The sequence below is a fragment of the Microbacterium sp. NPDC089698 genome, assembly GCF_044749045.1.
Taxonomy (GTDB): domain Bacteria; phylum Actinomycetota; class Actinomycetes; order Actinomycetales; family Microbacteriaceae; genus Microbacterium.
Genome location: NZ_JBIVHE010000005.1, coordinates 21,826 through 46,293 on the forward strand (window position 1 = coordinate 21,826; position 24,468 = coordinate 46,293).

28 protein-coding genes and 1 tRNA gene are annotated in these 24,468 nt (G+C 70.5%); 16 read left to right on the plus strand and 13 right to left on the minus strand.

Annotated features, from left to right (window positions below; translation table 11 throughout):
* Positions 1 to 14: 14 nt before the first annotated feature.
* Genes ACIPY5_RS13855 through der form a run of 7 tightly spaced genes read left to right on the plus strand, consistent with a single transcriptional unit; the run spans position 15 to position 6,409 of the window.
* On the plus strand, positions 15 to 878 hold the full coding sequence (locus ACIPY5_RS13855) for a ParA family protein (RefSeq protein WP_309357046.1): 864 nt from the start codon (positions 15 to 17) through the stop codon (positions 876 to 878).
* The gene (locus ACIPY5_RS13860) at positions 862 to 1,695 is read left to right on the plus strand and encodes a segregation and condensation protein A (protein ID WP_400971657.1); all 834 of its coding nucleotides are present in this window, start codon (positions 862 to 864) and stop codon (positions 1,693 to 1,695) included. The genes ACIPY5_RS13855 and ACIPY5_RS13860 overlap by 17 nt, the downstream gene beginning before the upstream one ends.
* Complete coding sequence (gene scpB, locus ACIPY5_RS13865) at positions 1,685 to 2,251, plus strand: SMC-Scp complex subunit ScpB (RefSeq protein ID WP_400971659.1); 567 nt, start codon at positions 1,685 to 1,687, stop codon at positions 2,249 to 2,251. The genes ACIPY5_RS13860 and scpB overlap by 11 nt, the downstream gene beginning before the upstream one ends.
* Complete coding sequence (locus ACIPY5_RS13870; RefSeq protein ID WP_400971661.1) at positions 2,248 to 3,090, plus strand: pseudouridine synthase; 843 nt, start codon at positions 2,248 to 2,250, stop codon at positions 3,088 to 3,090. The genes scpB and ACIPY5_RS13870 overlap by 4 nt, the downstream gene beginning before the upstream one ends.
* On the plus strand, positions 3,087 to 4,208 hold the full coding sequence (locus ACIPY5_RS13875; protein ID WP_309357042.1) for a prephenate dehydrogenase: 1,122 nt from the start codon (positions 3,087 to 3,089) through the stop codon (positions 4,206 to 4,208). Before ACIPY5_RS13870 ends, ACIPY5_RS13875 begins: the two co-directional genes overlap by 4 nt.
* Positions 4,201 to 4,896 carry a (d)CMP kinase gene (gene cmk / locus ACIPY5_RS13880; RefSeq protein ID WP_309357040.1) on the plus strand — a complete coding sequence of 232 codons (696 nt, stop codon included), beginning with the start codon at positions 4,201 to 4,203 and terminating at the stop codon, positions 4,894 to 4,896. Before ACIPY5_RS13875 ends, cmk begins: the two co-directional genes overlap by 8 nt.
* Entirely contained in the window at positions 4,889 to 6,409 is a 1,521-nt protein-coding gene (gene der, locus ACIPY5_RS13885) for a ribosome biogenesis GTPase Der (protein WP_309357039.1), read from the plus strand. The genes cmk and der overlap by 8 nt, the downstream gene beginning before the upstream one ends.
* A gap of 44 nt (positions 6,410 to 6,453) precedes the next feature.
* Here der and ACIPY5_RS13890 read toward each other — a convergent pair whose 3' ends face one another.
* On the minus strand, positions 6,454 to 6,873 hold the full coding sequence (locus ACIPY5_RS13890) for a GNAT family N-acetyltransferase (protein WP_400971665.1): 420 nt from the start codon (positions 6,871 to 6,873) through the stop codon (positions 6,454 to 6,456).
* Between the two features lie 83 nt (positions 6,874 to 6,956).
* Here ACIPY5_RS13890 and ACIPY5_RS13895 point away from each other — a divergent pair, with 83 nt between their 5' ends.
* Positions 6,957 to 7,913, plus strand: coding sequence for an NUDIX domain-containing protein (locus tag ACIPY5_RS13895; protein ID WP_400971667.1), 957 nt, complete (start codon positions 6,957 to 6,959; stop codon positions 7,911 to 7,913).
* 12 nt (positions 7,914 to 7,925) lie between these two features.
* Here the strand turns inward: ACIPY5_RS13895 and ACIPY5_RS13900 are convergent, their stop codons facing one another.
* From ACIPY5_RS13900 to ACIPY5_RS13915, 4 genes are all read right to left on the minus strand, one after another.
* Entirely contained in the window at positions 7,926 to 9,422 is a 1,497-nt protein-coding gene (locus ACIPY5_RS13900; protein ID WP_400971669.1) for a DUF222 domain-containing protein, read from the minus strand.
* 79 nt (positions 9,423 to 9,501) lie between these two features.
* On the minus strand, positions 9,502 to 9,903 hold the full coding sequence (locus tag ACIPY5_RS13905) for an RNA-binding S4 domain-containing protein (protein ID WP_400971671.1): 402 nt from the start codon (positions 9,901 to 9,903) through the stop codon (positions 9,502 to 9,504).
* A complete protein-coding gene (locus ACIPY5_RS13910) occupies positions 9,893 to 10,618 on the minus strand; it encodes a lysoplasmalogenase family protein (protein WP_400971673.1) in 726 nt (241 codons plus the stop codon). The genes ACIPY5_RS13905 and ACIPY5_RS13910 overlap by 11 nt, the downstream gene beginning before the upstream one ends.
* Positions 10,619 to 10,677: 59 nt before the next feature.
* Entirely contained in the window at positions 10,678 to 11,262 is a 585-nt protein-coding gene (locus ACIPY5_RS13915) for a GNAT family N-acetyltransferase (protein WP_400971675.1), read from the minus strand.
* A gap of 461 nt (positions 11,263 to 11,723) precedes the next feature.
* On the opposite strand from ACIPY5_RS13915, the gene ACIPY5_RS13920 reads away from it, so the two are divergent.
* A complete protein-coding gene (locus ACIPY5_RS13920) occupies positions 11,724 to 13,331 on the plus strand; it encodes an ABC-F family ATP-binding cassette domain-containing protein (protein WP_400971677.1) in 1,608 nt (535 codons plus the stop codon).
* A 68-nt stretch (positions 13,332 to 13,399) separates the two neighbouring features.
* On the opposite strand, the gene ACIPY5_RS13925 is transcribed toward ACIPY5_RS13920, so the two are convergent.
* The 3 genes from ACIPY5_RS13925 to ACIPY5_RS13935 all read right to left on the minus strand — a co-directional run bounded on the left by ACIPY5_RS13925 (position 13,400) and on the right by ACIPY5_RS13935 (position 14,634).
* Positions 13,400 to 13,476: transfer RNA gene (locus ACIPY5_RS13925), tRNA-Pro, on the minus strand.
* Between the two features lie 94 nt (positions 13,477 to 13,570).
* Positions 13,571 to 14,353 (minus strand): alpha/beta fold hydrolase, encoded by a 783-nt coding sequence (locus ACIPY5_RS13930; RefSeq protein WP_400971679.1) that lies wholly within the window; start codon positions 14,351 to 14,353, stop codon positions 13,571 to 13,573.
* The gene (locus ACIPY5_RS13935; protein ID WP_400971681.1) at positions 14,350 to 14,634 is read right to left on the minus strand and encodes a DUF1905 domain-containing protein; all 285 of its coding nucleotides are present in this window, start codon (positions 14,632 to 14,634) and stop codon (positions 14,350 to 14,352) included. The genes ACIPY5_RS13930 and ACIPY5_RS13935 overlap by 4 nt, the downstream gene beginning before the upstream one ends.
* An 82-nt stretch (positions 14,635 to 14,716) precedes the next feature.
* On the opposite strand from ACIPY5_RS13935, the gene ACIPY5_RS13940 reads away from it, so the two are divergent.
* The 3 genes from ACIPY5_RS13940 to ACIPY5_RS13950 all read left to right on the plus strand — a co-directional run bounded on the left by ACIPY5_RS13940 (position 14,717) and on the right by ACIPY5_RS13950 (position 17,024).
* A complete protein-coding gene (locus tag ACIPY5_RS13940) occupies positions 14,717 to 15,346 on the plus strand; it encodes a TetR/AcrR family transcriptional regulator (RefSeq protein ID WP_400971683.1) in 630 nt (209 codons plus the stop codon).
* A 44-nt stretch (positions 15,347 to 15,390) separates the two neighbouring features.
* Entirely contained in the window at positions 15,391 to 16,113 is a 723-nt protein-coding gene (locus ACIPY5_RS13945) for a hypothetical protein (RefSeq protein WP_400971685.1), read from the plus strand.
* An 83-nt stretch (positions 16,114 to 16,196) separates the two neighbouring features.
* The gene (locus ACIPY5_RS13950; protein WP_400971687.1) at positions 16,197 to 17,024 is read left to right on the plus strand and encodes an SDR family NAD(P)-dependent oxidoreductase; all 828 of its coding nucleotides are present in this window, start codon (positions 16,197 to 16,199) and stop codon (positions 17,022 to 17,024) included.
* Between the two features lie 22 nt (positions 17,025 to 17,046).
* Here ACIPY5_RS13950 and ACIPY5_RS13955 read toward each other — a convergent pair whose 3' ends face one another.
* On the minus strand, positions 17,047 to 18,033 hold the full coding sequence (locus ACIPY5_RS13955) for an alpha/beta fold hydrolase (protein ID WP_400971689.1): 987 nt from the start codon (positions 18,031 to 18,033) through the stop codon (positions 17,047 to 17,049).
* 119 nt (positions 18,034 to 18,152) lie between these two features.
* Between ACIPY5_RS13955 and ACIPY5_RS13960 the strand changes: the two genes are divergently transcribed.
* The 4 genes from ACIPY5_RS13960 to ACIPY5_RS13975 all read left to right on the plus strand — a co-directional run bounded on the left by ACIPY5_RS13960 (position 18,153) and on the right by ACIPY5_RS13975 (position 21,344).
* The gene (locus ACIPY5_RS13960) at positions 18,153 to 19,418 is read left to right on the plus strand and encodes an MFS transporter (protein ID WP_400971691.1); all 1,266 of its coding nucleotides are present in this window, start codon (positions 18,153 to 18,155) and stop codon (positions 19,416 to 19,418) included.
* A 111-nt stretch (positions 19,419 to 19,529) separates the two neighbouring features.
* The gene (gene msrB, locus ACIPY5_RS13965; protein ID WP_400971693.1) at positions 19,530 to 20,012 is read left to right on the plus strand and encodes a peptide-methionine (R)-S-oxide reductase MsrB; all 483 of its coding nucleotides are present in this window, start codon (positions 19,530 to 19,532) and stop codon (positions 20,010 to 20,012) included.
* Positions 20,009 to 20,566, plus strand: a complete 558-nt coding sequence (msrA, locus tag ACIPY5_RS13970) for a peptide-methionine (S)-S-oxide reductase MsrA (RefSeq protein WP_400971695.1) — start codon at positions 20,009 to 20,011, stop codon at positions 20,564 to 20,566. Before msrB ends, msrA begins: the two co-directional genes overlap by 4 nt.
* Positions 20,567 to 20,684: 118 nt before the next feature.
* Positions 20,685 to 21,344, plus strand: coding sequence for a DUF1275 family protein (locus ACIPY5_RS13975; protein ID WP_400971697.1), 660 nt, complete (start codon positions 20,685 to 20,687; stop codon positions 21,342 to 21,344).
* Positions 21,345 to 21,362: 18 nt separating this feature from the next.
* Here the strand turns inward: ACIPY5_RS13975 and ACIPY5_RS13980 are convergent, their stop codons facing one another.
* The 4 genes from ACIPY5_RS13980 to ACIPY5_RS13995 all read right to left on the minus strand — a co-directional run bounded on the left by ACIPY5_RS13980 (position 21,363) and on the right by ACIPY5_RS13995 (position 24,353).
* Positions 21,363 to 21,737 carry a UBP-type zinc finger domain-containing protein gene (locus ACIPY5_RS13980; protein WP_309340737.1) on the minus strand — a complete coding sequence of 125 codons (375 nt, stop codon included), beginning with the start codon at positions 21,735 to 21,737 and terminating at the stop codon, positions 21,363 to 21,365.
* A 37-nt stretch (positions 21,738 to 21,774) separates the two neighbouring features.
* Positions 21,775 to 22,248: a carboxymuconolactone decarboxylase family protein gene (locus ACIPY5_RS13985; protein ID WP_309340739.1), complete on the minus strand. Its 474-nt coding sequence runs from the start codon at positions 22,246 to 22,248 to the stop codon at positions 21,775 to 21,777.
* A gap of 84 nt (positions 22,249 to 22,332) precedes the next feature.
* Positions 22,333 to 23,640, minus strand: coding sequence for an ABC transporter permease (locus ACIPY5_RS13990; protein ID WP_400971700.1), 1,308 nt, complete (start codon positions 23,638 to 23,640; stop codon positions 22,333 to 22,335).
* Positions 23,637 to 24,353 (minus strand): ABC transporter ATP-binding protein, encoded by a 717-nt coding sequence (locus ACIPY5_RS13995; protein ID WP_400972144.1) that lies wholly within the window; start codon positions 24,351 to 24,353, stop codon positions 23,637 to 23,639. Before ACIPY5_RS13995 ends, ACIPY5_RS13990 begins: the two co-directional genes overlap by 4 nt.
* Positions 24,354 to 24,468: the final 115 nt, after the last annotated feature.

A 24,468-nucleotide genomic window follows, 5' to 3' on the forward strand; every position in this document is an offset into this window, starting at 1 on the left:
CGAGCAGGAGAAACGTGGCGAAGAAGACGAAGGACGACACCCCGATCGGGCCGACCGGGCGTCCCTACCAGGGCTTCCCCATCCCTGCTCCGCTGACGGCGCACGGTCCCGCGCGGATCATCGCCCTCTGCAACCAGAAGGGCGGCGTCGGCAAGACCACGACGTCGATCAACCTGGCCGCCGCCTTCGCCGAGTACGGGCGCAAGGTGCTCGCCGTCGACTTCGACCCGCAGGGCGCGCTCTCGGCGGGTCTCGGGATCCCCACCCACGACATCCCCACGGTCTACGACCTGCTGCTGGACACCAAGCGCGATGCGCATGAGGCGATCGTCCACACGCACGTCGAGGGGCTGGATCTGATCCCCGCGAACATCGACCTGTCCGCGGCCGAGGTGCACCTCGTCAACGAGGTCGCCCGCGAGACGATCCTCTCCCGGGTGCTGCGTCAGGTGGCGGGGGAGTACGACGTCATTCTCATCGACTGCCAGCCCTCGCTGGGCCTGCTCACGGTGAATGCGCTCACGGCCGCGCACGGCGTGCTGATCCCGCTCGAGTGCGAGTTCTTCGCGCTGCGCGGCGTCGCCCTGCTCATCGAGACCATCGACAAGGTGCGCGACCGCCTCAACCCCTCGATCACCCTCGACGGCCTGCTCGCGACGATGTACGACGCGCGGACCCTGCACTCCCGCGAGGTGCTGGAGCGCGTGGTCGAGGCGTTCGGCGACGACGTGCTGGAGACCGTGATCGGGCGCACCGTCAAGTTCCCCGACGCCTCGGTGTCGGGTGTGCCGATCACCGAGTTCGCGCCGGAGCACCCCGCCGCACAGGCGTACCTGCGACTGGCCCGGGAGCTGGTCGCCCGTGGCGCCGTCGCCTGACGCGATCCCCGAGGGCGCCCCGATCCCCGAACCCGAGTCCGGGTTCCGCGTCTCCCTGTCGAACTTCGACGGGCCGTTCGACCTGCTGCTGAACCTCATCTCCAAGCACGAGATGGACATCACCGAGGTGTCGCTGAGCCGGGTCACCGACGAGTTCATCGCCTACCTGCGCGAACTCGGACCGGACGAGGACCTCGACGAGACGAGCGAGTTCCTCGTCGTCGCGGCGACCCTGCTCGACATGAAGGTCGCGGGTCTCCTGCCGCAGGGCGAGCTCGTGGACGCGGAGTCGGTCGCCCTCCTGGAGGCCAGGGATCTGCTGTTCGCGCGGCTGCTGCAGTACCGCGCGTTCAAGGAGGTGTCGGCCTGGTTCGCACGCAGCCTGCAGTACGAGGACCGGCGCCACGCCCGTGCCGTGCGGCTGGACGAGAAGCACCGTGCGCGCACGCCGGAGCTGGTGTGGACGCTCAGCGCCGCCGACTTCGGCACGCTCGCCCTGCTCGCCTTCGCGCCCAAGGAGATCCCCACGGTCGGTCTCGACCATCTGCACGCGCCGCTCGTGAGCATCCGCGAGCAGGCCGCGATCGTGGTGACTCTGCTGCGCAGCGCGGAGTCCGTGACCTTCCGCGAGATCGTGGCGGGGGCGGTGGAGCCGGGGGTCGTGGTGGCGCGCTTCCTGTCCGTGCTGGAGCTGTATCGGCATGCGGCGCTCTCCTTCGAACAGCTGGAGCCGCTCGGCGAGCTGACCCTGCGGTGGTCGGCCGAGCACTGGACCGACGAGATGCTGGCGACGTTGGGAGCCGACTATGACCGATGACATCGAGCAGCCGCTCACCGAGAAGCTCGAGGCGATCCTGCTCATCATCGACGAGCCGCACAGCCTCGTCTCCCTCGCCGCCGCGGTCGGCGCGCCGGTGCCGGCCGTGCGGCAGGCGATCGCGTCGCTCGTCGACGAGTACGACGGCCGAGGGCAGGGGCCGCGGCGCGGCTTCGAGCTGCGCGAGGTCGGCGGAGGCTGGCGGCTGTACGTGCGCGAGGACTACGACGATCTCGTCGCGGACTTCGTGGGCGGGCAGGCTCCGGCGCGACTGTCGCAGGCGGCGCTCGAGACCCTCGCGGTGATCGCGTACAAGCAGCCGGTCACCCGCAGCCAGGTGGCCTCGATCCGCGCCGTCAACGTCGACTCCGTGGTGCGCACACTCGTCGGCCGCGGGCTCATCACCGAGCTCTTCCAGGACTCCGAGACCGGTGCGATCAACTACGGCACGACGGACGCGCTGCTGCAGAACCTCGGCATCAACTCGCTCGACGAGCTGCCGCCGATCTCGCCGCTGCTCGACGACGGCTCAGAAGGATTCAGCGAAAGGGCATGATGTCGACCGAAATCCCCCCTGCCGGTTTCTCGGAGAACGGCGTGCGCCTGCAGAAGGTGCTCGCCAACGCGGGCGTCGCATCGCGGCGCGTGATCGAGCAGTACATCGTCGAGGGACGGATCCGCGTGAACGGAGCCGTCGTCACAGAGCTCGGCCGGCGCATCGACCCCGAGACCGACCTCGTCGACGTGGACGGCACCGCGGTGCAGCTGGACACCGGCAAGCGCTACGTCATGCTGAACAAGCCCACCGGCGTGGTCTCCTCGATGAAGGACGAGAAGGGGCGGCCGGATCTGCGCCGCTTCACGAAGGACTACGAGGAGCGCCTCTACAACGTCGGGCGCCTGGACGCCGAGACCAGCGGACTGCTCATCCTCACGAACGACGGCGACCTCGCGCACGTGCTCGCGCACCCCTCCTTCGGCGTGACCAAGGTCTACATCGCCAAGGTCGAGGGCATCGTCACCGCGCAGACGATCGCGAAGCTCACGAAGGGCATCGATCTGGAGGACGGGCGGATCGTCGCCGACAAGGCGCGACTGCTGGACTCGTCCCGGGGATCCAGCCTCGTCGAGCTCACGCTGCACTCCGGACGCAACCGGATCGTGCGACGGATGCTCGCGGCCGTCGGGCATCCGGTCACCGAACTCGTGCGGCGGCAGTTCGGCCCGCTGCACCTGGGAACGCTCCCTGCGGGGAAGTCCCGGGAACTGACTAAAATCGAACTCGGCGCGCTTCTGACCCTGTCGCGCCAGGATTCCCCCGCAGACGGTGCTTCGAACCCTTCGAGAGCCTCAGGGACCGACGCCGACCGGGGAGACGCGCAGGAGAACGAGTGAGCGACACGAGCAGGACGCCGAACGAGCGTGCCGCGCGGCTGTCCGGAACCATCCGGATCGTCGGCGCGGGGCTTCTCGGCGCCAGCATCGGGCACGCCCTGACCGCGAAGGGCGTCGACGTCGCCCTCGCCGACACCTCGCCCGCGCAGCTGCGGCTCGCGATCGACTACGGCGCGGGCCGCGCCGCCCGGGAGGACGACGCCCCGGCCCTCGTGGTGGTCGCCGTGCCGCCGGACGTGACGGCCGACGTCATCCAGGCGGAGCTGGCGCGATTCCCGGATGCGGTGGTCACCGATGTCGCGAGCGTCAAGCTCGAGCCGCTGCGCGTGCTCCGCGAGCGCGGCGTCGACCTGACCCGGTACATCGGATCCCACCCGCTCGCCGGTCGCGAGCGCGGGGGCGCGATCTCGGCGCGCGCCGACATCTTCATCGGCCGCCCCTGGGTGGTCTGCCGCGACGAGGAGACCCGCGCGGCGGATCTGGCGCTCGTCGAAGGCCTGGCGCTCGACCTCGAGGCGATGCCGCTCGAGATGACCCCGGAGGAGCACGACCGCGCGGTCGCGCTGACCTCGCATGTTCCGCAGGTCGTGGCGAGCCTGCTCGCCGCGCGTCTCGCCGACGCCGAGGACGGCTCGCTCCGCCTCGCCGGGCAGGGCGTGCGCGACACCACGCGCATCGCCGCCTCGGCCCCCGAACTGTGGGTGCAGATCCTCGGCGCGAACGCGGCGCCCGTCGTCTCGGTGCTCGACGCCCTCGCGGCGGAGCTCGCCGAGGTCGCCGATGCGCTGCGAGACCCGGACCGCACGGGATCCCGGCGCACGGTCGCCGAGGCGATCCGGCACGGCAACGAGGGCGTCGAGCGGCTGCCGGGCAAGCACGGCCAGAACCGCCGGTTCGAGTCCTTCGTCGTGATGATCGACGACACCGCGGGTCAGCTCGGCCGCCTCTTCGGCGAGCTCGGCGAACTCGAGGTGAACGTCGAGGACCTGCGCCTGGAGCACTCGCCCGGTGCGCAGTTCGGCCTCGCCGAGATCAGCGTGACGCCCGCCGCCCTGCGCGGCGCGGTCGAAGGACTCGAAGCCAGGGGATGGCGGATTGCGAGCATGCCCGATGACTGACCCGTTCATCGTCGCGATCGACGGCCCGGCCGGATCCGGCAAGTCCAGCGTGTCCAAGGCCGTCGCGCGACGCCTCGGCTACGGATTCCTCGACACGGGCGCCGCCTACCGCGCGCTGGCCTGGCACGTGCTGGACCGCGGAGATGACACCGCCGACGAGGCCGCGGTGCTGGCCGCCGCCGCCGACTTCCCGTTCGCGCAGGGCCTCGACCCCGACGACCGTCTCGTGCACGTCGGTGCGACGGACGTGACGGACGCGATCCGCGAACCGCGCGTCTCGGGCGCCGTGAGCGGTGTGGCGCGGGTGCCCGCGGTGCGGGTGCAGGTGAACGACGCGTTCCGCCGGATCGCCCGCGAGGCCGAATACCCCGCCGTGGTGGTGGAGGGGCGCGACATCACGACCGTGGTCGCCCCGGACGCCCCCGTGCGGATTCTGCTCACGGCGGCCCCGGAGGTGCGCGCGGCGCGCCGGGCCGCGGAGCTCGACGCGGAGGATGCCGGGGCGGTCGCGGCCGCCCTGCATCACCGCGACGCCAAGGACAGCGCGGTGGTGGACTTCCTCACCGCCGCGGAAGGAGTGGAGGTCGTGGATTCGACCGACCTCGACTTCGAGGAGACCATCGACGCCGTGATCGCGGTGATCGAGCGACGTGCGCCCGGAGCGCAGCGAGGAGCCGACCATGGCTGACGAAGAATACGAAGGCGGCGACGACCGCCTCGCCGAGAAGCTGGACGCGATGGACGAGGAGCTCGTCGAGTCGCGCGCCGCGACCCTGCGTGCGGGCCTCGACGACTACGACCTGGACGATGAGGACGCCGAGCTGCTTGCGGGCCTCGTCTCGGGCGAGGACGGGATCGAGTTCCTGCCCGCGCTGCCCGTCATCGCGATCGTGGGTCGGCCGAACGTCGGCAAATCCGCGCTCGTGAACAGGATCCTGGGTCGTCGCGAGGCCGTCGTAGAGGACACCCCCGGTGTCACGCGCGACCGCGTCACGTACAAGGGCGAGTGGATGGACCGGCGCTTCACGCTGGTCGACACCGGCGGCTGGGAGCCCGACGCGAAGGGCATCGACCGCTCGGTCGCCGCGCAGGCCGAGGTTGCGATCGACCTCAGCGACGTGGTGCTGTTCGTCGTCGATGCGATGGTCGGGGCCACCTCGACCGACGAGCACGTCGTGAAGCTGCTGCGCAAGAGCGGCAAGCCCGTCTTCCTCGTCGCGAACAAGATCGACGACGCCCGGCAGGAGCCCGAGGCCGCCGCCCTGTGGAACCTGGGTCTCGGCGAGCCGTACCCGGTGTCCGCGATCCACGGACGCGGCGTCGCAGACCTCCTCGACGCGATCATGGAGAAGCTGCCCGAGGTCTCCGCCGTCGCCAAGGGCGAGATCGGCGGACCGCGCCGTGTCGCGATCCTCGGCCGCCCGAACGTGGGCAAGTCCTCGCTGCTGAACAAGGCCGCGGGGGAGGAGCGCGTCGTCGTCAACGAGCTCGCCGGTACCACCCGTGACCCCGTGGACGAGGTCGTGGAGCTGGGCGGCAAGCTGTGGCGCCTCGTCGACACCGCCGGCATCCGCCGCCGCGTGCACCTGCAGCAGGGCGCGGACTTCTACGCGTCGCTGCGCACGTCGACCGCGCTGGAGAAGGCCGAGGTGGCCGTGGTCGTTCTCGACGTGAGCCAGCCGATCAGCGTGCAGGATCTGAACATCATCGACATGGTGCTCGAGTCGGGACGCGCGCTCGTGCTCGCGTTCAACAAGTGGGACCGCCTGTTCGACGACGACATGGAGAACCAGGACCGCCGCCGGTACCTGGAGCGCGAGATCGAGCAGGACCTCGCGCACGTCGCCTGGGCTCCGCGCGTGAACATCTCCGCGAAGACCGGCCGCCACCTGGACAAGCTGGTCCCGGCACTGGAGACCGCGCTGGAGAACTGGGACCGCCGGATTCCGACCGGCAAGTTCAACGCCTTCCTCTCCGAGCTCGTCGCGGCCCACCCGCACCCGCTGCGGGGCGGCAAGCAGCCCAGGATCCTGTTCGGCACGCAGGCGACCACGCGTCCGCCGACATTCGTGCTGTTCACGACCGGGTTCCTCGACCCCGGCTACCGCCGGTTCATCCAGCGGCGCCTGCGCGAGCTCTACGACTTCGAGGGCACCCCGATCGTCATCAACATGCGGGTGCGCGAGCGCCGGCAACGCTGACGGATGCGGCGCCGACCCGACGGGTCGGCGCCGTTCACGTCCGGTCAGCCCTTGCGCGCGGCACGCACCATGGCCGTGCGGTCGGGCTCGGTGAATCCGAACTGCCGGTAGAGGCCGTGCGCGTCGCTCGTGAAGAGGGTCCAGCGCATGTCCGCGCCGGGGCCGTCATCGATCATCAGCTGCATCATGCGCTTGCCGAGGCCGTGGCCGCGGTGTTCGGGGCCCACGTACACGTCGGCGAGGTAGGCGAACGCGACGCCGTCCGAGACCGCTCGGGCGAAGCCGACCTGTTCGCCGGTGTCGGTGCGGTAGACGCCGACGAGGCGCCACGCGTTCGTGAGCTGGGCCTCGACGTCGGCGCGGGTGCGCCAGCGGCCCCAGTAGACCTCGGTCGAGAGCCAGGTCCACACGGCGTCGGTCTGGATGCGGGAGGGATCGTCGTCCAGCTCGTAGGCATCGTTCATGCCCACCATTCTCGCAAGGGAGCGGGCGCGCAACGATCCGTCGTACGGGGCTATCCATCGACGGCGTGTGAAAGGGTGGAGGGGTGACGATCGTTCCCCCGGAACCCGGTGAACCTCGGCGCCCCCAGGGGCCGCTGAACAGCGGCGACGCCTGGGTGGTGGCGCCCACGGGGGAGCGGTACTGGGGCCGGTATGGTGCGGCGGGACTGCTCGCCCACGATCGGAATCGCGGCGTGCTGCTGCAGCACCGGGTCGCCTGGAGCCACCACGGCGGCACCTGGGCGCTGCCCGGCGGCGCGCTGCACGAGGGGGAGTCCGCCCGTGAGGGCGCGATCCGCGAGGCGCAGGAGGAGGCCGGCGTGCCGGACGGTGCGGTCCGCGCGCGGTTCGAGAGCGTGCTGGATCTCGGGATCTGGAGCTACACGACCGTCGTCGCGGATGTCGTGTCGCCGTTCGAACCCGTGATCAGCGATCCGGAGAGCCTCGCGCTGCAGTGGGTACCGGTCGACGAGGTCGACCACCGTGCGCTGCACCCTGGCTTCGCCGAGGCGTGGCCAGAGCTGCGTGCGCTGCTGGACGTGCGGCCGGTGGTCGTCGTGGACGCCGCGAACGTCGTCGGATCCGTGCCGGACGGCTGGTGGAGGGATCGCGCGGGAGCGACCGCGCGCCTTCGCGACCGGCTGGACGCGTGGGCTCGGCGCGGAGTATCGGCGGAGCGGGTCGCGCTGGACTCGACGCGCTGGCATCCGCGGGTGGTGCTCGTCGCCGAAGGCGCGGCGCGGGAGGTCTCCGATCCCGCCGACAGCGCCGACGTCGCATGCGCGGTCGAGATCGTGCGGGCTCCGGCAGCCGGCGACGACGCGATCGTCGACGTCACGGCCGCGCACCGGGCGGCGGGTGATCGCGTGTTCGTCGTCACGAGCGACCGCGGCCTGACCGCGCGGATCGAGGCGCTGGAGGGTGACGGCGGTCCTGCCGAGGTACAGCCGGTGCGCTGGCTGCTCGATCAGCTCGACGACGCCCCGCTGCCGGCGGAGTAGCACCGGCAGACCTCAGGCGAACATGACGCGGCGCGGCGCGTGGTCGTCGTAGGTGCGGCCGATCGGACTCGTCCAGCGCAGGGTTCCATCCGGAAGCTGATGCGCGGTCCACCGGTGACCGTCGCCGATGTCCGGATGCTTGAGCGCATGATGCCCCGGACAGAAGTCGCTCAGGTTGGTGATCTCGGTCTGCCCGCCCAGCGCGTAGTCCTCGTTGTGATCGATGTCGCAGCGGCGGGCGGGAGTCTGGCACCCCGGGAAACGGCAGCGCTGATCGCGCGCCCGGAGGAATCGCTTCATGGCGGTCGACGGCGTGTACCGATCGACCTTCGTGACCATTCCGCTGTCGTCCAGGAACAGTCGACTCCATCCGCCGGCCCGGCGGGCGAGATCGCGGGCGATGTCGGGATGCAGCGGACCGTGCCCGTCGAGCTCCGCGAGCCGGTCGTCCTCCCCGGCGAGAGTCGTGGCGGCGATCGTGACCTGCACGGTCGCCGCGATCCGATCCAGGCCCGTGCCGAGCGCCTCGGAGGGAGCCGAGGCCAGCAGCAGGTCGATGAAGGTGTCGGCTTCGATCTCGCGGCGGGTCCGGCCGTCGGCCGCGACGAACTCGGGGCGGGCATCGTGGTCGACCTTGGTGGTGCGGCCGGCGTCCGTCTCGGGACCGTGGAGGTCGTGATCCGGGTCGAGGGCGTAGGTATCCGCGGCGGAGATCCGGTCGAGGGTCTGGAGGCGCGGGTCGTCGGGGAGGAGATCCTCGGGGAAGGGGAACTCCTCGGGATCCGCACCTGCGAAGCGCTCTGCGATCGGGTCGGAGAAGATCAGGTCGAGGTCGTTCTCGCGGCGGCTCCGACCCGCGGCGGCGACCTCTGTCGCGAGAGCGCGGAGGCGATCCATGATCGCGACGGCATACACCTCCGGCAGCACCGCGGTCAGCAGAGCCATTCCGTCGTCGAGGGGGCGGACGGTGATCTGGCGCTCGGATGCGGCCCTCGCGTGGCGATCCCTGATGCCCTCTCCCGCGAGCGTCGCCGCGATCTGCCGTGCGTGCGGGCGGGTGCGCGCGGGCGTCTCGTGCTCGGCGATCGTGAGGGCGGCGGTCTCGTAGACCGCGAGCGCCCCGGCGTCGAGGCGGCCGTTGAGCACCGCCTCGCGCACGGGAGCGGCCGCGGCGACCAGCACGCGGACGTGCTGGGCCGTGATCGCACCCTGCCGCAGGGCATGACGCAGCGCGGGGAAGAACTCGCTCAGGGCGGCCGCATCGTTGAAGCCGAGTTCCGCGGCGGTCTTCGAGATGCGCCCCGCGGCGGAGTACTCCGCGATCATCGACCGGCGGATCATGTCGCGGTGCTGGGGGTCTGCACGGACATCCGCGTCGAAGAGCTCCTCCCGAGCGGCCAGCAGCTCGGCGGCCTCGCCCTCGAGCCGGGCGATCTCCGCCCGCTTCGCCACCCACGCATCCAGCAGCACGCCGCGAGCTGCGACGGGAGGGAGCGGGGCTTCGGTCATGCTCCCAGTATAGAACAGAGCTTCGATATCAGGAGGGGGTGTGGAAAACTTTTCTCCCAGATCACAGCGAAATTCTTGATCATCGGTCGGCGTGCTCGCCGCCCTGGCCGCACCCACGCAGCCGGTCGATGTCGCGGCGCTCGCGCTTGGTCGGCCGGCCTGCTCCGCGGTCCCGCAGACCCGCGGCGGCGACCGGATCACGCGGCGGCGTGCGGTCCTCGGCCGCGACGGCTGCCAGGGGAGCGCCGACGCGCTTGACGAGGGTCTGGCGCACGACGAGGATCCGGTCGAAGCCGCTGATCCTGATCCGCAGCTCGTCGCCGATCTTCACGGTCTGCGCCGCCTTGACCCGATCCCCGTTGAGTCGCACATGGCCGGCGCGGCACGCGGTCGTCGCGGCGGAGCGGGTCTTGAACACGCGCACCGCCCACAGCCAGCTGTCGATGCGGACGGGGCCTGCGGCCCAGGGCTCAGTGCTCATGCGAGAGCTCCGTGCCGCGATCGGCGGCTCCGATGCCGGCCCGTGCGGGGTCGGTCTCGCCGCGGCGCAGTGCCAGGAGCGCGCCGGCGACGATCAAACCCTGTCCGATCGTGTAGGTGACCATGACAGCAGGGCTCGTCCAGTTCGGCATCGCGTCGGACAGGAACAGCCGGAACGCCAGGATCGAGTCGCTCGAGAGGAAGAAGACGCCGCCCCAGGCGATCATCGCCCGGCAGCGCGCCGAGGTCGCCGCCGTCCCGGCGAGCACGAGGCCGTACGCACCGACCGCCGCGAGCAGGGACCCTGTGTGCGGCCCGAGGATCATGATCATGAACAGCCACCAGAGCGCGTAGACGACGGTCCACAGCGGCAGCCGGCGCACCCGCAGGTGACGGAGGAACAACAGGATGTAGGCGACGTGCGCGAGCCCGAAGAAGCCCAGCATGAGCGGCAGCTCTGGGGCGAACGGGAAGAACAGCGCCGCTTCGTCGCCGAGCCAGGAGAAGAACAACGCGATCGTCAGGAGCACCGCAGCGCCCCGTGGCGCCAGGGTCCGCCAGGCGAGCACCACCGGCAGGGCGAGCAGCGGCATGAGCAGCGCCTTCGTCGGCACCGCGAGCGGGCTGTGGGTGGCGAGGGCGATCACATGGACCAGGGCGACGAGGGCGTACGGCGCGAACGGCCACAGGGCGCGAAGTCGGGTGCGGCTCTGCATCCCTCCATCGTAGGAGCGAGGACGCTCGCCGCTCTCCGCCGCGGTCTCGGCCGTCACCGCTATGCCGCGAGGTCGAGGCTGACCAGGGGGCGTCCTGACCGCAGTTCGCCGACCACCGAGAACCCCGCCGTGAGGAAGGTCGAAAGCGCGCCGTGGAACAGCTCGTTCGGCGAGACGTTCACCGCGGCCGTGTCGACGGGGTAGCCCTCGACGATGCGGGCGCCGGACTCGCGCGCGTAGTCGACGGCGGCTGCGAGGAGGGCGGCGTTCAGCCCTTGCCCGCGATGATCGCGCCGCACGGAGAAGCAGGTCACCGCCCACACGCTGCGGTCGTCGAGCGGCTCCTGCGTGGCGGCCACGATCGTGCGCGTGTACGCCAGTCGGGCCTGTGACGGACGCGGGCCGATGCGGATCCAGCCGGCGGCCTCGCCATCCCGATACGCCACGATGCCCGGCGGGGGACCGGTCGTGATCTCGTCCCGCAGCATCCCGACCCGCTGCTGCTTCGTCGTGGCGTTCCAGTCCTTGTTGCGCAGCACCGGCCAGATGCACTGGCAGGAGGCGCCGTCGCCGCCTCCGGTGAGCGTGCGCTGCACGTCCTCCCACTCCGTGGGCGTCGCTGCCTTCGTCGTGATCGTTGACATGGTCCGACCCTACGCGGGGGGGTCGGACGTTCGTGACGGAGATGCACGATGCTCCGGCCGCCTGCGAGCGGCCGAAACGCCTCCGTCTCCGGCTGGTAGGGTTGCGGTGATGGAAACGATCGAGGTCGACAGAGCCTAGCCACCGAACTGCCGGTGGCTTTCGCGTGTGCGGCTGTCGGCCGCATCAGTGAATGATCTTCGTTCCTGCACGGGTCCGTCTCCTTCCGAGACGTCGACACTGCGTGTTGCTCATCGGCATGTTCGCCTCGTTCCGACCCCGGTCTCGAGTGCCTGAATGCGAGCGCAAGGCTCTGCTCTGGTTCGCCTTCGGCGTGACTTCCCGCTGAACGGCACTCGTATCCGCGGTCGGTTGACCTGCCGGCTCCGCCGGCGCTCCCGATACGGAACTGCTTTCGTCGCGCCCTCCAGTGCGCGACGGCAGAGAAGAGAGAACTGCCGCAATGTCCACGAAATCCGCCATCACGCTGCGCGATCTGACCCTGGAATGGCCGGACGGCACAGTCGCGCTCGACCGCGTCAACGGCACCTTCGGCACCGGCCGGACGGGGTTGGTCGGCCGCAACGGCGCCGACAAATCCACACTGCTCCGCCTCATCACAGGCGAGCTGCGCCCCACTTCGGGGCACGTCGACACGAGCGGCGAGGTCGGTCACCTGCCGCAGACGCTCACGCTGCGACAGGACACGACGATCGCAGAGCTGCTCGGCATCCGGTCGATCCTCGACGCGATCACGGCGATCGAGTCCGGCGACGTCGACCAGCGCCACTTCGATGAGATCGGCGACGACTGGGACATCGAGTCCCGCGCCGCGGAGGCACTGGATCAGATCGGCTTCTCGGCCGCCCATCTCGATCGCCGGATCGCCGAGGTCTCCGGGGGAGAGGGGATGCTCATCGCGATCACCGGGCTGCGCATCCGCCGCACCCCGATCACCGTCCTCGACGAGCCCACCAACAATCTCGATCGCCCCACGCGCGCGAAACTGGCCGAGCTCGTCGACCAGTGGCCTGGTGCGCTCGTCGTGGTCAGCCATGACCTCGAGCTGCTCGAGCACATGGATGACACCGCCGAGCTGTACAGCGGGAGGCTGGAGACGTTCGGCGGTCCGTACAGCGCGTGGAAGGAGCAGCAACTGCAGGAGCAGGCCGCCGCGGTGCAGGCCGCGCGTTCGGCGCAGCAGACGCTGAAGGTCGAGAAGAAGCAGCGCGTCGAGGCGGAGACGAAGCTGGCGCGCCGTGAGCGGACGGGGAAGAAGACGCAGAAGGACGGCGGCATCCCGAAGATCCTCGCCGGGAATCGCGCGAGCAAGGCGCAGGCGTCGGCGGGCTCGATGCGCTCGACGCTCGACGAAAAGGTGCAGGCCGCGCAGGCCGCAGTCGACGCCGCGGATGCGCGAGTCCGTGACGAGGAGCACATCCACCTCGTCCTGCCCGATCCCGACGTGCCCCGTGGCAGGCGGCTCGCCGAACTGGAGGACCAGGGCCGGACGATCGTGATCCAGGGGCCTGAGCGCGTCGCGCTCATCGGCGCGAACGGGTCAGGGAAGTCGACCCTGATCGAACAGCTCCTGGGGCGGACGGAGCCGGTCACCGGGCGGCCCCATGGCCGCCTCGTGACCGAGCTCGTCGGATTCCTTCCGCAGCGTCTGGACGGACTCGACGACGACGCCAGCGCGATCGACAACGTGCAGGCGGTCGCTCCCGGCACGCCGTCCGGAACCATCCGCAACCAATTGGCGCGGCTGCTCCTGCGGGGCGACAGCGTCGATCGGCCTGTGCGTACGCTCTCCGGCGGTGAGCGGTTCCGTGTCTCGCTCGCCCGGCTGCTCCTCGCCGAGCCGCCCGCCCAGCTGCTGATCCTGGACGAGCCGACCAACAACCTCGACATCGCCAGCGTCGAGCAGCTGGCGGAGGCCCTCGACGCGTACCGCGGAGCACTGCTGATCGTCAGCCACGACTTCGCATTCCTGGAGCGGATCGGCATCGACACCATCATCGAACTCGACGCCGGGGGACGGATGCGTCAGCGTCGGGAGCTAGGCGACTGAGCGTGGTCGGATACAGGTAAACGCAAGAGGAGGGATGATCCTCGCGGATCATCCCTCCTCTTGCGTTCTGGTCGGGCTGACAGGATTTGAACCTGCGACCCCTTGACCCCCAGTCAAGTGCGCTACCAAGCTGCGCCACAGCCCGTTGTCCGCACCGAAGCGCGGGCAACTCCACAATCCTAGCCGACTCCTGGGGCCACCGCGAACGCGGGCGCGCCCGGGCGCGGCGAGTGTCGGCGTCAGCGTCCGTCCTGCACGAGCGCAGCCAGCCGTGCGCTCATCACCGCCGGATCCCAGCTGTGCCAGGCGCCGGTGAGACTTTCGCTGGCGCCGGTGGCTGCGGCATCGGCGATCGCGTCCGCGGCCTCGGCCATCCCGGGAAAGGTGTCGGTGCCCACCACTGCGAGGACGGGCACGGTGATCCCGCTCAGTCGGGCGGCTACTCCGTCCTCCTCGACGCGGGCGAGGGCGGTGCCGTCCGGAATCCACGAGTGGATCAGCCCGGGATAAGAGGGCGACCGCCGAAGCTCGTCGAGCCACTCCGGAGGCATGCCGACCATGTACGCGCCCACCGCATCCTCCAGGCGGCCGGCGGCGATGTGCGCCTCGACTCCCGCCCACCACGCGGGCGCCCCCTCGGGGAACTGGCCCAGGGGCGCCTCCCACAGGACGAGGCCGCCGAGGTCCGGCATGTCGGACGCCGCGATCATCGCGATCGCGCATCCGGACGAGTGGCCGACGAGCGCGACGGGTCCCGGCATCGTCGCAGCGAGTGCGGCGATCGCCGCGATCTCGCGCTCGAGCGAGACGGGGCCGGCGGCGGGGGAGTCGCCGCGCCCGACCCTGTCGTGCACCACGGCCTGCACGCCGCTCTCGCCGAGCAGACGTGCGGTCTCGGTCGTCACCGGATCATCGGCGCGCGTGGGGCCGGCGCCGGCGATGAAAAGAACCCCGGGGGCGTCCGCCGGGCCGTAGTGGTCGTAGGTGACGGTGTCTCCTGCGGCGGTGGTCAGCGTGCTCACGACGCCCTCCCGTCGAGCCGGATGCGCACCGCATCGCCGGCGGCCTTGCCGATGGCCTTGCGCAGCTCCGCCTTGACCGGGCCCTCGTGTGCGCCGTTGCCGGTCGGCATGAGCGTGATGGCCATCGGGTGCCCGTCGATGGCTCCGGTGACCTTCACCGGATTCCCGGTGCCGAAGATCTCACGGGATCCCGGGATGTCGAAGACCGTCCAGGATCCGGTCTCGGGGGCGATCCGCAGTGTCGCGTCGAACTCCACGGGGGTGTCGAGGGTGGTCAGCATCGCGTTTCCTCCAGTTATTGGACTCATCGGTCTTGTTTGGAGAATAGACTCTTCGGTATGATTTCGGCAAGGGGGTGAGCGGATGCGACCGAGTTCGAAGCTCAAGCGCGAGGCCGCGCTGGACGCCGCGGAGAAGCAGTTCCTCGCGACCGGATACGAGTCGGTCACGATGGAGTCGATCGCCCACGAGTCCGGCGTCGCGAAGCAGACGCTCTACACGCACTTCGGCAGCAAGAGGGCGCTGTTCCTCGAACTGGTCACGACGAGCACGACCGGCGCCAGAGGGGCGGCCTTCGCCGCGTCTCCCGACATGGAGGAGACCTCCGACCCCCGGGAGCTGCTGCGTGAGCGCCTGGTCGTGCAGCTGGCTCAGGTGCTCGATCCCCGTGTGCTCGCCCTCCGCCGCCTGGTGATCGGCGAACTCACGAGATCTCCTGAGCTGGCCGGGGCGCTGTACCGCAACGGCCCGGCGTACGCGATCGAGGTGCTCGCCGAGCTTCTCGCAGGCATCGCTGCGACGGGCGCGCTGGAGATCGCGGACCCGGTGGCGGCCGCGACGCAGTTGAACTGGCTCGTCATGGGGGAGCCGATCAACCGGGCGATGCTGCTCGGCGACGACGCGATCCTCACCCGTGCCGAGATCGAGGAGCACGTCGAGGGCGCCGTCGACGTGTTCCTCCGTGCATACGCACCGAGGGGCCCGCTCGCATAGACGAAGGGGTTGTCGCGGACCCTCTTCTCGGTCAGGCTCGGGGCATGTGGATCTCCGGAGTCCTGCCTCCCGACGCTCCCGATCCGAGGATCGAACGCGCGGAGATGGTGCGCGCGCTCCCATTCGCGATCTACGGTCTGGTGCCGCAGCCGTCGCTCGAGGACCTCGACAGCATCGGCCTCGCGTTCGTCGGAGGCTTCGAGCGGTCGACGCAGACCGCGGTTTCGGTCACGTACACGCTGTGGCGCAACCCGGACGACCACGACGACCCTGCGAACCTCGCCGAACTCGACGAGATCACCCGCGAATCCCTCGATCGGGATCCGCCATGGCCTCGTCCCCGGTGGCTCATCGAGCAGGCCGAACTCATGCGGTACCCCATGCTCTGGGAGGCGGTCCGCACCACCTGGACGGCCGATGCGCAGGAGTACCAATCGCTCCCGAACCAGCTCGTGCAGCACGTCAACTACATCCTGATGAACCGCTTCCGGGCCGAGCTCGGCATCCCCGACGGCCCGCCGAGCGGCCCGCCGGGGGACGAGCCCTGGCACGCGCGACCATCCGCCGTGAACCCCAGAGCGCGGCTCGAAGTCGACGGTCACGAGGTCGACGCCGTCGAGATCGACACGGATCCCTTCGTGTACGGCATCGGCGCCCAGCTCTCACCCGAGATCGTGGTCACGGTCGTGATCCCGCGCGCAGACCTGCCCCTGATCCGGCTCGCGCTGGCGATACGGGAGCAGGGCGGCATCGCAGGATCCGCATAGCCGGGTCCGCGCCCGCCCGCGAGTTCCGACCGGAGCGAGGATCTCGATCCCCGTCTCATGAGTGCGAGGCATAGTGTTCTCGCATGACTGACGTCGCACTGATCACCGGAACCTCCTCGGGCATGGGCCTGCATGCCGCTGTCGAACTCGCCCGTCGCGGACTGCATGTCGTCGCGACGATGCGCGACGTGGGCCGGGCGGCGCCCCTGCGGGAGGCCGCGGCCGCCGCCGGCGTCGAGATCGATGTGCGCCCGCTCGACGTCGTGGATCACGAGGCCGCGGCACGACTCGTCGCCGAGATCGAGATCGAGCTGGGCGGGATCCACGTCCTCGTGAACAATGCCGGCCAGGGCAGCGTCGCGACGGCGGAGCAGCTCAGCATGCAGCAGATCCAGGACCAGCTGGACATCAACTACCTGGCGCCGGTCAACCTGACCAAGCTCGTGCTCCCCGGCATGCGCGAGCGCGGCAACGGGCGCATCCTGACCGTCACGAGCGTCGGCGGAACCGTCGGCCAGCCCTTCGCGGACGCGTACTGCGGCGCGAAGTTCGCCGTGGAAGGGTTCATGCAGTCGCTCGCCGTGGTCGCCGAGCGCTTCGGCATCCGCGTCGGGGTGATCGAGCCCGCGGCCGTCGCGAGCTCCTTCGTCGCGAACGTGGTGCGGCCCGAGGAAGGCGGTCCCTACGCGTCTCTCCTCGCCGCCTATGTGGGCCGGACCGCCGGCGCCTTCGCGAACGCGCAGACGCCGGAATCCGCGGGCGCCGCGATCGCCGCGGCGGTGATGGCGGACGACTACCGCTTCCGCCGGCAGAGCTCGGAAGGTGCGACGGCCTTCGCGGGCGTCTCGCTCGCTGACCTCGACGGAGAGCGCGTGCTGGGCTTCACCCGGCCCTGGATCGCGGCCGGCTGACCGTCAGCACCAGGCCGCTCGTTCAGCCCGCCTTGGCGACCACGTCGAGGATCGCCCTGATCACGATCGCGGGGTTGTCCAGTGGGATGTCGTGTCCGCTGTGCGTCTCGGTGATGTGCACGGCACCAGGGACGAGGTGGGCCTGATAGTCCTGCGACACCTTCTGCGCCCGGTCGACCGCCGCGCCGAGGTCGCTCGGCGTGCCGGGCGGCAGCTGGCCGGAGTCGATCATCGCCTGCCACTGTGGCGCGATGAGGCGGTCCGCGGACAGCACGGTGAGAGGCATGGGGTGGATCGGCGGCGCCGCGCGCAGCTGCGCGTTCACGGCGTCCGCATCCAGCCGCTCGATCCCGGGATAGGCGGCGATGTCCTCGGCCGGGACCTGCTGGGACGTCTGCAGCTGCGCGTACTGCTCGGGGGACATCGCGTCGGCGACGGCCTCGGAGAGCGCGTCGACGAGCACCATCCCGTTCACCTGGTCGGGATAGGTCGATGCGTACAGTCGCGCGATGCAGCCGCCGTAGGAGTGGCCGACCAGCACGAACGGTCCGTGCACATCGGCGGCGCCGAGGAGGGCGTGGAGATCGGCGACCGCCGAGCGCTCGCTGGAGGGCTGGGGGATCGGATCCGATCGGCTGAACGCGTTCCCCTCCCGCACCGTACCGGGGCGGTCGTAGGCGCAGACTCGCGTTCTCTCGCTGACGCCCTGCATCACCGTGGTCGGCTTCGTGTCGGTGCGGTTCCAGTAGTCCGCGGCGGCCCGCAGCCCGCCGATCAGGATGACCGTCGCCGGCCCGTTCCCGCGGTACTCGAGGGCGATCCTCCGTCCGCCGCCGACATCGAAGAGGCCCGCGATCGGGGCGGAGCGCGTCGGGGCGGCGGTCGTCGTGGCGGGACTCGGCGGTGCATCGCCGCCGGAGCACGCCGTCAGCAGCGACGCGAGCACGACCAGAGCCGAGGCGCCGCACCGACAGAGGCGGATCCGCGGGCCGATCGGATTGCTGCCCATGACGACGTCCCCTCGGCCGGCCCCCGTACGCCGCATTCTGGCACTCGGGGATCGTGCCGTCGATGCCGCTCGGCGACCCGGAGCGCTCCGCACCGGGAGGGACTCGATAGGGTGGCGCGGTGACGAGCGCTCAGGATCAGGGAGACGCCGTGCGGATCGCGAAGCCCGCGGGTCCGCCGTGGCGCGAGCCCGGTATGCCCGCCCTGCTGGCGATGACGACCTTCGCGTTCGCGGGGTTCGCCGTGATGCTGCCGGTGGCGCCGATGCACATGGTCGCGCTCGGCGGGGACGAGTTCCTCGCGGGCCTGGTCAATGCCGTGCTGATGGCGGCGACGATCCTCACCCAGCTCGTGGTGGAGCGCATGCGCACGTGGATGGGCTGGAGGGTCAGCCTCGCGCTCGCATGCCTGCTGCTCGGCCTGCCCGCGCTCGGCGAGATCCTCGCCACCGCGCCGGGGCAGGTCCTGGCCCTGGCCGCCGTGCGCGGCATCGGCTTCGGCATCGTGACCGTGAGCGGATCCTCCGCGGTCGGCGCGCTGTTCCCGCCCGAGCGGCGGGGGAGGGCGATCGGTGCCTACGGGCTCGCGGTCGCCGGCGCCCAGCTCGTGCTCACCCCGATCTCGCCGTGGATCGCCGATCAGGCAGGATTCCCGGTCGCCCTGACCGTCGCGGCGCTGCCGCTCGCAGGGATCCCCTTCGCGCTCGCCGCGGGCGCCTCGATCGCGAAGCACGCACGCGCCACCGCAGCCGTCTCGATCGCGAACGGAGCAGCCGCAGCGGCTGTTCCGCACGAGAGCCCGCGCGAGGCGCGTCGCGCCCTCGTGCGGCTCTGGCCGCCGATCCTCGCGCTCACCGCCGTCACGTGCGCGGGCGGCGCCATCACGACCTTCACGCCGCAGTTCGTTCCCGATGCGGTGCTCACGGTCGTCGCCCTGTTCCTGTACACGGCGGCTGCCGCGTTCGCGCGCTGGGCGGTCGGCGGACCCGCCGATCGGATCGGTGCGGAGCGGTTCGTGCTGCCGGGCCTTGTGATCGCGGCGCTCGGCCTCGGCGCCATCGCGACCGGCATCTCCGGCGTGATCGGATCCGCGAGCCCTGCGCTGCTCATCGGCGGCGCGATCCTCGTGGGCGCCGCGTTCGGCACCATGCAGAACGTGACCCTGGTGCGCGCGTTCGACGTCGCGGGGGAGCACGCGAAGGGCGTCGCCAGCACCGCATGGAACGTCGCCTTCGACGCGGGGACCGGGATCGGCGCGCTCGCGATCGGCGCCCTCGCCGCGGGGACGTCGTTCACGGTGTCGTTCGTGGCGCTCGCGGTGCTGTGCGTCGTCGTCGCGGCACTGCTCGCCGTCGTCCGGCGGCTGACGCGGCCCGGCGTGCGCTGAGCGGTCCGCGAAACTCACAGTCGGGACACAGCTTCACGGGACCAAATCCGGCTCCTCCCTCGTTCTCTCTGAGGACGCCGCAGCCAGCGGCGGCAGCAGAGGAGCATCACGATGAACCCCACCGACTACCGCAGGACCCCTGAGGCGCTCGACGCGCTCACCGCGCACCAGTACACGGTGACGCAGGAGGGCGGCACGGAGCCGCCGTTCCGCAACGCGTACTGGGACAACCACGATCCGGGCATCTACGTCGACGTGGTCTCGGGACAGCCGCTGTTCTCGTCCACGGACAAGTTCGACAGTGGAACGGGCTGGCCGAGCTTCACCCGGCCGATCGACCCGGACGCGGTCACCACGACGACGGATCGCACGTTCGGCATGGTCCGCACCGAGGCGATCTCGGCCGGCGCCGGAAGCCACCTCGGCCACGTGTTCGACGACGGCCCGCGGGACGCAGGCGGACTGAGATACTGCATGAACTCGGCCGCGCTGCGCTTCATCCCCGCCGCCGCGCTCGAGGAGCAGGGCTACGGCGCGTACCGTGGACTGTTCGAGACCACCACCCCGCAGACCACAGAGGAGAACGCATCATGACCAGCGGACCCGCCGACACCGGATCCATCACCCAGGTTCCCGGCGCCGAGACCGCCGTCCTCGCCGGCGGCTGCTTCTGGGGCATGGAGGACCTCATCCGCCGCCAGCCCGGCGTGCTCGGCACGCGCGTCGGCTACACCGGCGGCAGCAACGACCACGCCACCTACCGGAACCACCCGGGGCACGCGGAGGCCGTCGAGATCGTCTTCGACCCGTCGAAGACCACCTATCGCGACATCCTCGCGTTCTTCTTCCAGATCCACGACCCGTCGACTCTGAACCGCCAGGGCAACGACATCGGCACGAGCTACCGCTCGGCGATCTTCCCGCTCAGCCCCGAGCAGGAGCAGGTCGCGCGTGACACGATCGCCGATGTCGACGCCTCGGGTCTGTGGCCGGCCAAGGCGGTCACCACGATCGAGCCGGAGGGCCCGTTCTGGGAGGCCGAGCCCGAGCACCAGGACTACCTGGTGCGCTACCCGGACGGCTACACCTGCCACTTCCCGCGCGCCGGCTGGGTGCTGCCGCGTCGGAACGAGACGGTCGCGCCGTAACACCGCTGCGCGCGTCGGGCCCGTCGGATCGCTCCGGCGGGCCTGGGTCGTTCCCCGGTTTGCCGCAGAGCGCCGCGGGGCCGCAGGATGGAGCCGTGCGAGAGAGCCGAGTCGACGCGTGAGAGAGGTCTCCCGGCGCGGGCTGACGCTGTCCTTCGCGCTCAGCGCCGTGGCGGGCTACGTCGACGCCGTCGGCTTCATCGAGACCGGAGGGTTCTTCGTCTCGTTCATGAGCGGGAACTCCACGCAGGCGGGTGTCGAGGTCTGGGCAGACGGTCCGGCGCGGGCGCTGCTTCCGCTCGCTCTCGTCGCGGCCTTCGTGGTCGGAGTGGCCGCGGGCGGTGTCGTCGTCGGCGTGCATGCCCGGCGACGCAGCGCCGTGGTCGCCGGGAGCGCCGTCGCGGTCGCTCTGAGCGCGGCCGTGGGTCTCGCGCTGCCGCACGCGGAGTGGCGTTTCGCCCTGCTCGCCGGCGCGATGGGTGCGCTCAACACCCTGTACCTGGCCGACGGGAGGGCGCGGATCGCCATCACCTACGCCACGGGCACGCTGGTCAGCCTCGGTCTCGCACTCGCCGACCTGGTCACGGGGCGATCCTCCACGGCGTGGCGGCGCCCGCTCCTGCTCTGGGCCTCGCTCGCCGCGGGTGCGGTGGCCGGCGCCGCGGCGCACCGGTGGCTGGGCGGAGGCGCGCTGCTTGCCGCCGCCGTCATCCTCGCCGTCCTCGCGGTGGCGATCGGCGCGGGCTCCCGGCGGCGGGGCGGACGCGCGCCGTCCTGACCCTTCGGGTGCTCGCGCTCAGCTGGTGCGGTCCTCGCGATCCGCCCTGGCACGAAGGATCCGGTCCTGCCAATCCGCCGGCACGCGCTCGGCCGGGCCCGGCACGGTCTGGTCCTCGGGATGGCTCCGCGGCGGGGCGAGCTCCGGACCGTCGACCATCTGCGCCGAGCGGTAGTCCCAGAACCAGTCCTCACCCGGCTCGTAGCTCTGGATGAACCGGTGGCCCGTCTCCGTGTAGTGCGCCGTGGCGTGCTGTCCGAGCGAATCGTCGCAGCATCCGACATGTCCGCACTCCGCGCAGCGGCGCAGATGGAACCACCAGCCACCGTCGCGTTCGCACTCGGCGCATCCCGGTCCCGAGGGCGGTCGCCTCGTGTCGGTTCCCTGGATCATCCGTCACCTCCTGACATCGATCTTCGGATGTGGTCGATCAGCGGATCAGGTCGCCCCCGGCATCGCGCGGGCGCACCGGGTGCTCGCTGAGGATCGAGATCCGGTTGAACATGTTGATCGTCAGTGCGACCCATTCCGCCGCGGCGAAGACCTCGTCGCCCAGCAGCCCGCGTGACGCGGCGAGATCCGCCTTCGCCTCCTCGCCGACCGGCATCCGCGTCGCCGCCTCGGCGATGGCCAGCATCGCCTTCTCGCGCTCCGAGTAAAGCGAGGACTCGCGCCAGGCCGGGAGCACATCGAGCTGCTGCTGCGTGATGCCCGCGGCGCGGGCCTCGCGCATGTGCAGGTCGAGGCAGAAGGCGCAGGCGTTGAGCTGGGAGGCGCGCACCTTGATGAACTCGGCCTCGGCAGAGGTCAGGCCGCGTGCCGCGGTCGCCGTCGCGACCGCTTCGGAGTACGCCGAGGCGGCCTTCCAGGCCTCGGGGATCGCCTTGTCCAGGTACGGGCGCATGCTGTTCCTCTCGAGCGCGTTCTGTTCGACGAGTTCAACGTACCGCGCCCGGCGAGGCGTTCCCACGCCCGCCGATGCGCCGACCTACTCGTAGCGGAGCGACTCGACGGGATCCTGACGAGCGGCCCTGGCCGCGGGAAGGGTGCCCGCGAGGAACGCGACGACCATGACCAGCAGGATCACCGACGCGATCGATCTCGCGTCGAACGCCACGAGCTGCAGACCCGACAGATCCGACAAGAGCGTGCGCCCCAGTATCCGGCTCACGACGCTGCCGACCAGCATGCCGCCGAGCACGCCCAGGGCGCTGCCGAGGAAGCCGATGAACGTCGCCTCCAGACTGAACAACCCGAACACACGTCCCGACCCCATGCCCATCGCCTTCATCAGGCCGATCTCACGGGTCCGTTCCTGCACCGACATGTAGAGGGTGTTGATGATGCCGAAGCTCGCGGCGAGCAGCGCGATGATTGCGAAGGCATTGAGCACGAGGACGATCCCGTCGATCACCGCCTTGAACGTGCCGAGCTGCTGCGCGACCGTCGTGGAGCTGTACCCTGCCGAAGCGAGACGGTCCTGCAGGGACTTCACCTGGGCAGGGGAGGCGGAGGCGTCGAACCACGCACGCGCCTGCGTGTATCTGTTCTGCTGAGCGGCCTGCACTCCCGTCTGCTGGGCCTCGTAGAGGGCGCCGGTCAGCGCGTCGTTCGACAGCATGCTCGCGGCGCCCCCGGTCAGGCTGAACGTCGATTCGGAGACGCCGGAGACCGTCGCCTCGATCGTGTGCTGCGTGCGCGTCGCATCGGTCACCGCGAGGGTCACGGTCTTGCCGACGGCGTCCGCGGCGCTGGAGAAACCGAGCGGGGTGACGAAGTCCGTGGGCAGCGCGAGCTGCAGATCGCCGGTCGCATCGCTCGGCGCGACGCCTGCCACAAGCTTCACGGTCTGCCCGGCGACGAGACCACCGGTGCTGATCATGTATCTCTTGCCGTCGCCGAACTGCACGTAGTCGACGGAGACGGCGCGGACAGGCTTCACCGCGGTCACTCCGCTCACCTTCGCGAGTGCGTCCAGGTCGCTCTGCGTCAGGACCGCCACCGTGGTGGCACCGCCCCTCCCGCCTCCGGCGGTCGCCGTGTTCGGGTCGTACTCCCGCGGTGCCGTGCTGCCGGGCGCGGTGCCGGCGTCGGCCTTCTTCGTGACGGTCAGCACATCGCTCGCCCCGAAGCCGGAGACGGTGTCGTCGATGTATCGGTTGATCCCCGTGCCGAGCCCGTTGGTGATCGTCAGAGTGAAGGCGCCCACGAAGATCGCGAGGATGGTGAGCGTGGTGCGTGTTTTCGAGCGGAAGGTGCTCGAGATGGCGGTGCCGAGGAGATCGAGAGTCTTCATGCCTCCATCTCCTCGATCAGCCCGTCCTTGATGTGCACACGCCGGTCGCACCTCGCGGCGAGTTCCTCGTCGTGGGTGACGATCACGAGCGTGATGCCCTGGTCGCGGTTCAGGGTGAACAGGATGTCCTCGACGACACCTCCGGTCACCGAATCGAGATTGCCGGTCGGCTCATCGGCGAAGATGATGCGCGGGTCGTTGACCAGCGCACGGGCGATGACGGTGCGCTGCTTCTGTCCGCCAGAGAGGTTCACCGCCTTGTTCCTGGCCTTTTCCGCGAGATCGAGTTGTGCGAGGGCGGCCATGCCGCGCCGCTTCCGCTCGCCTGCACCGACGCCGGCGATCTTCAGCGGCAGCACGACGTTCTCGAGAACGCTCCGATTCGGAGTCAGGAAGAATTGCTGGAAGACGAACCCGAAGGTCTTGTTGCGGATCCGATTCAGCGCCGCCCCTTTCAAGGTCGCCGTATCCTGGCCGCTCAGCGCGACGGCCCCGGAACTCGGCTCGTCCATCAGCGCCATCAGGTGCATGAGGGTGGATTTGCCGGACCCGCTCTTGCCGATGATCGCGATGCTCTCACCGGCCGCGATGTCGAGGCTGACCCCCTTCAGGGCGTCGAAGCGACCGCTTCCGCGACCATAGGCCTTGTGCACATCGCGCACGGAGATCACCGGCGCCGGTGGTGCGGGGGACGTCAGGGCAGGGTTCGTCATTCGCGCTCCAGGACTCGGTGGCGGATCCGCCGTCTTCAGGATCCCCGGTGCCCCGGGTCGCCGCATCGTCTCACGGGATGAAATGCGCGTACTCCGAGCGCGGTACGCCGACGCG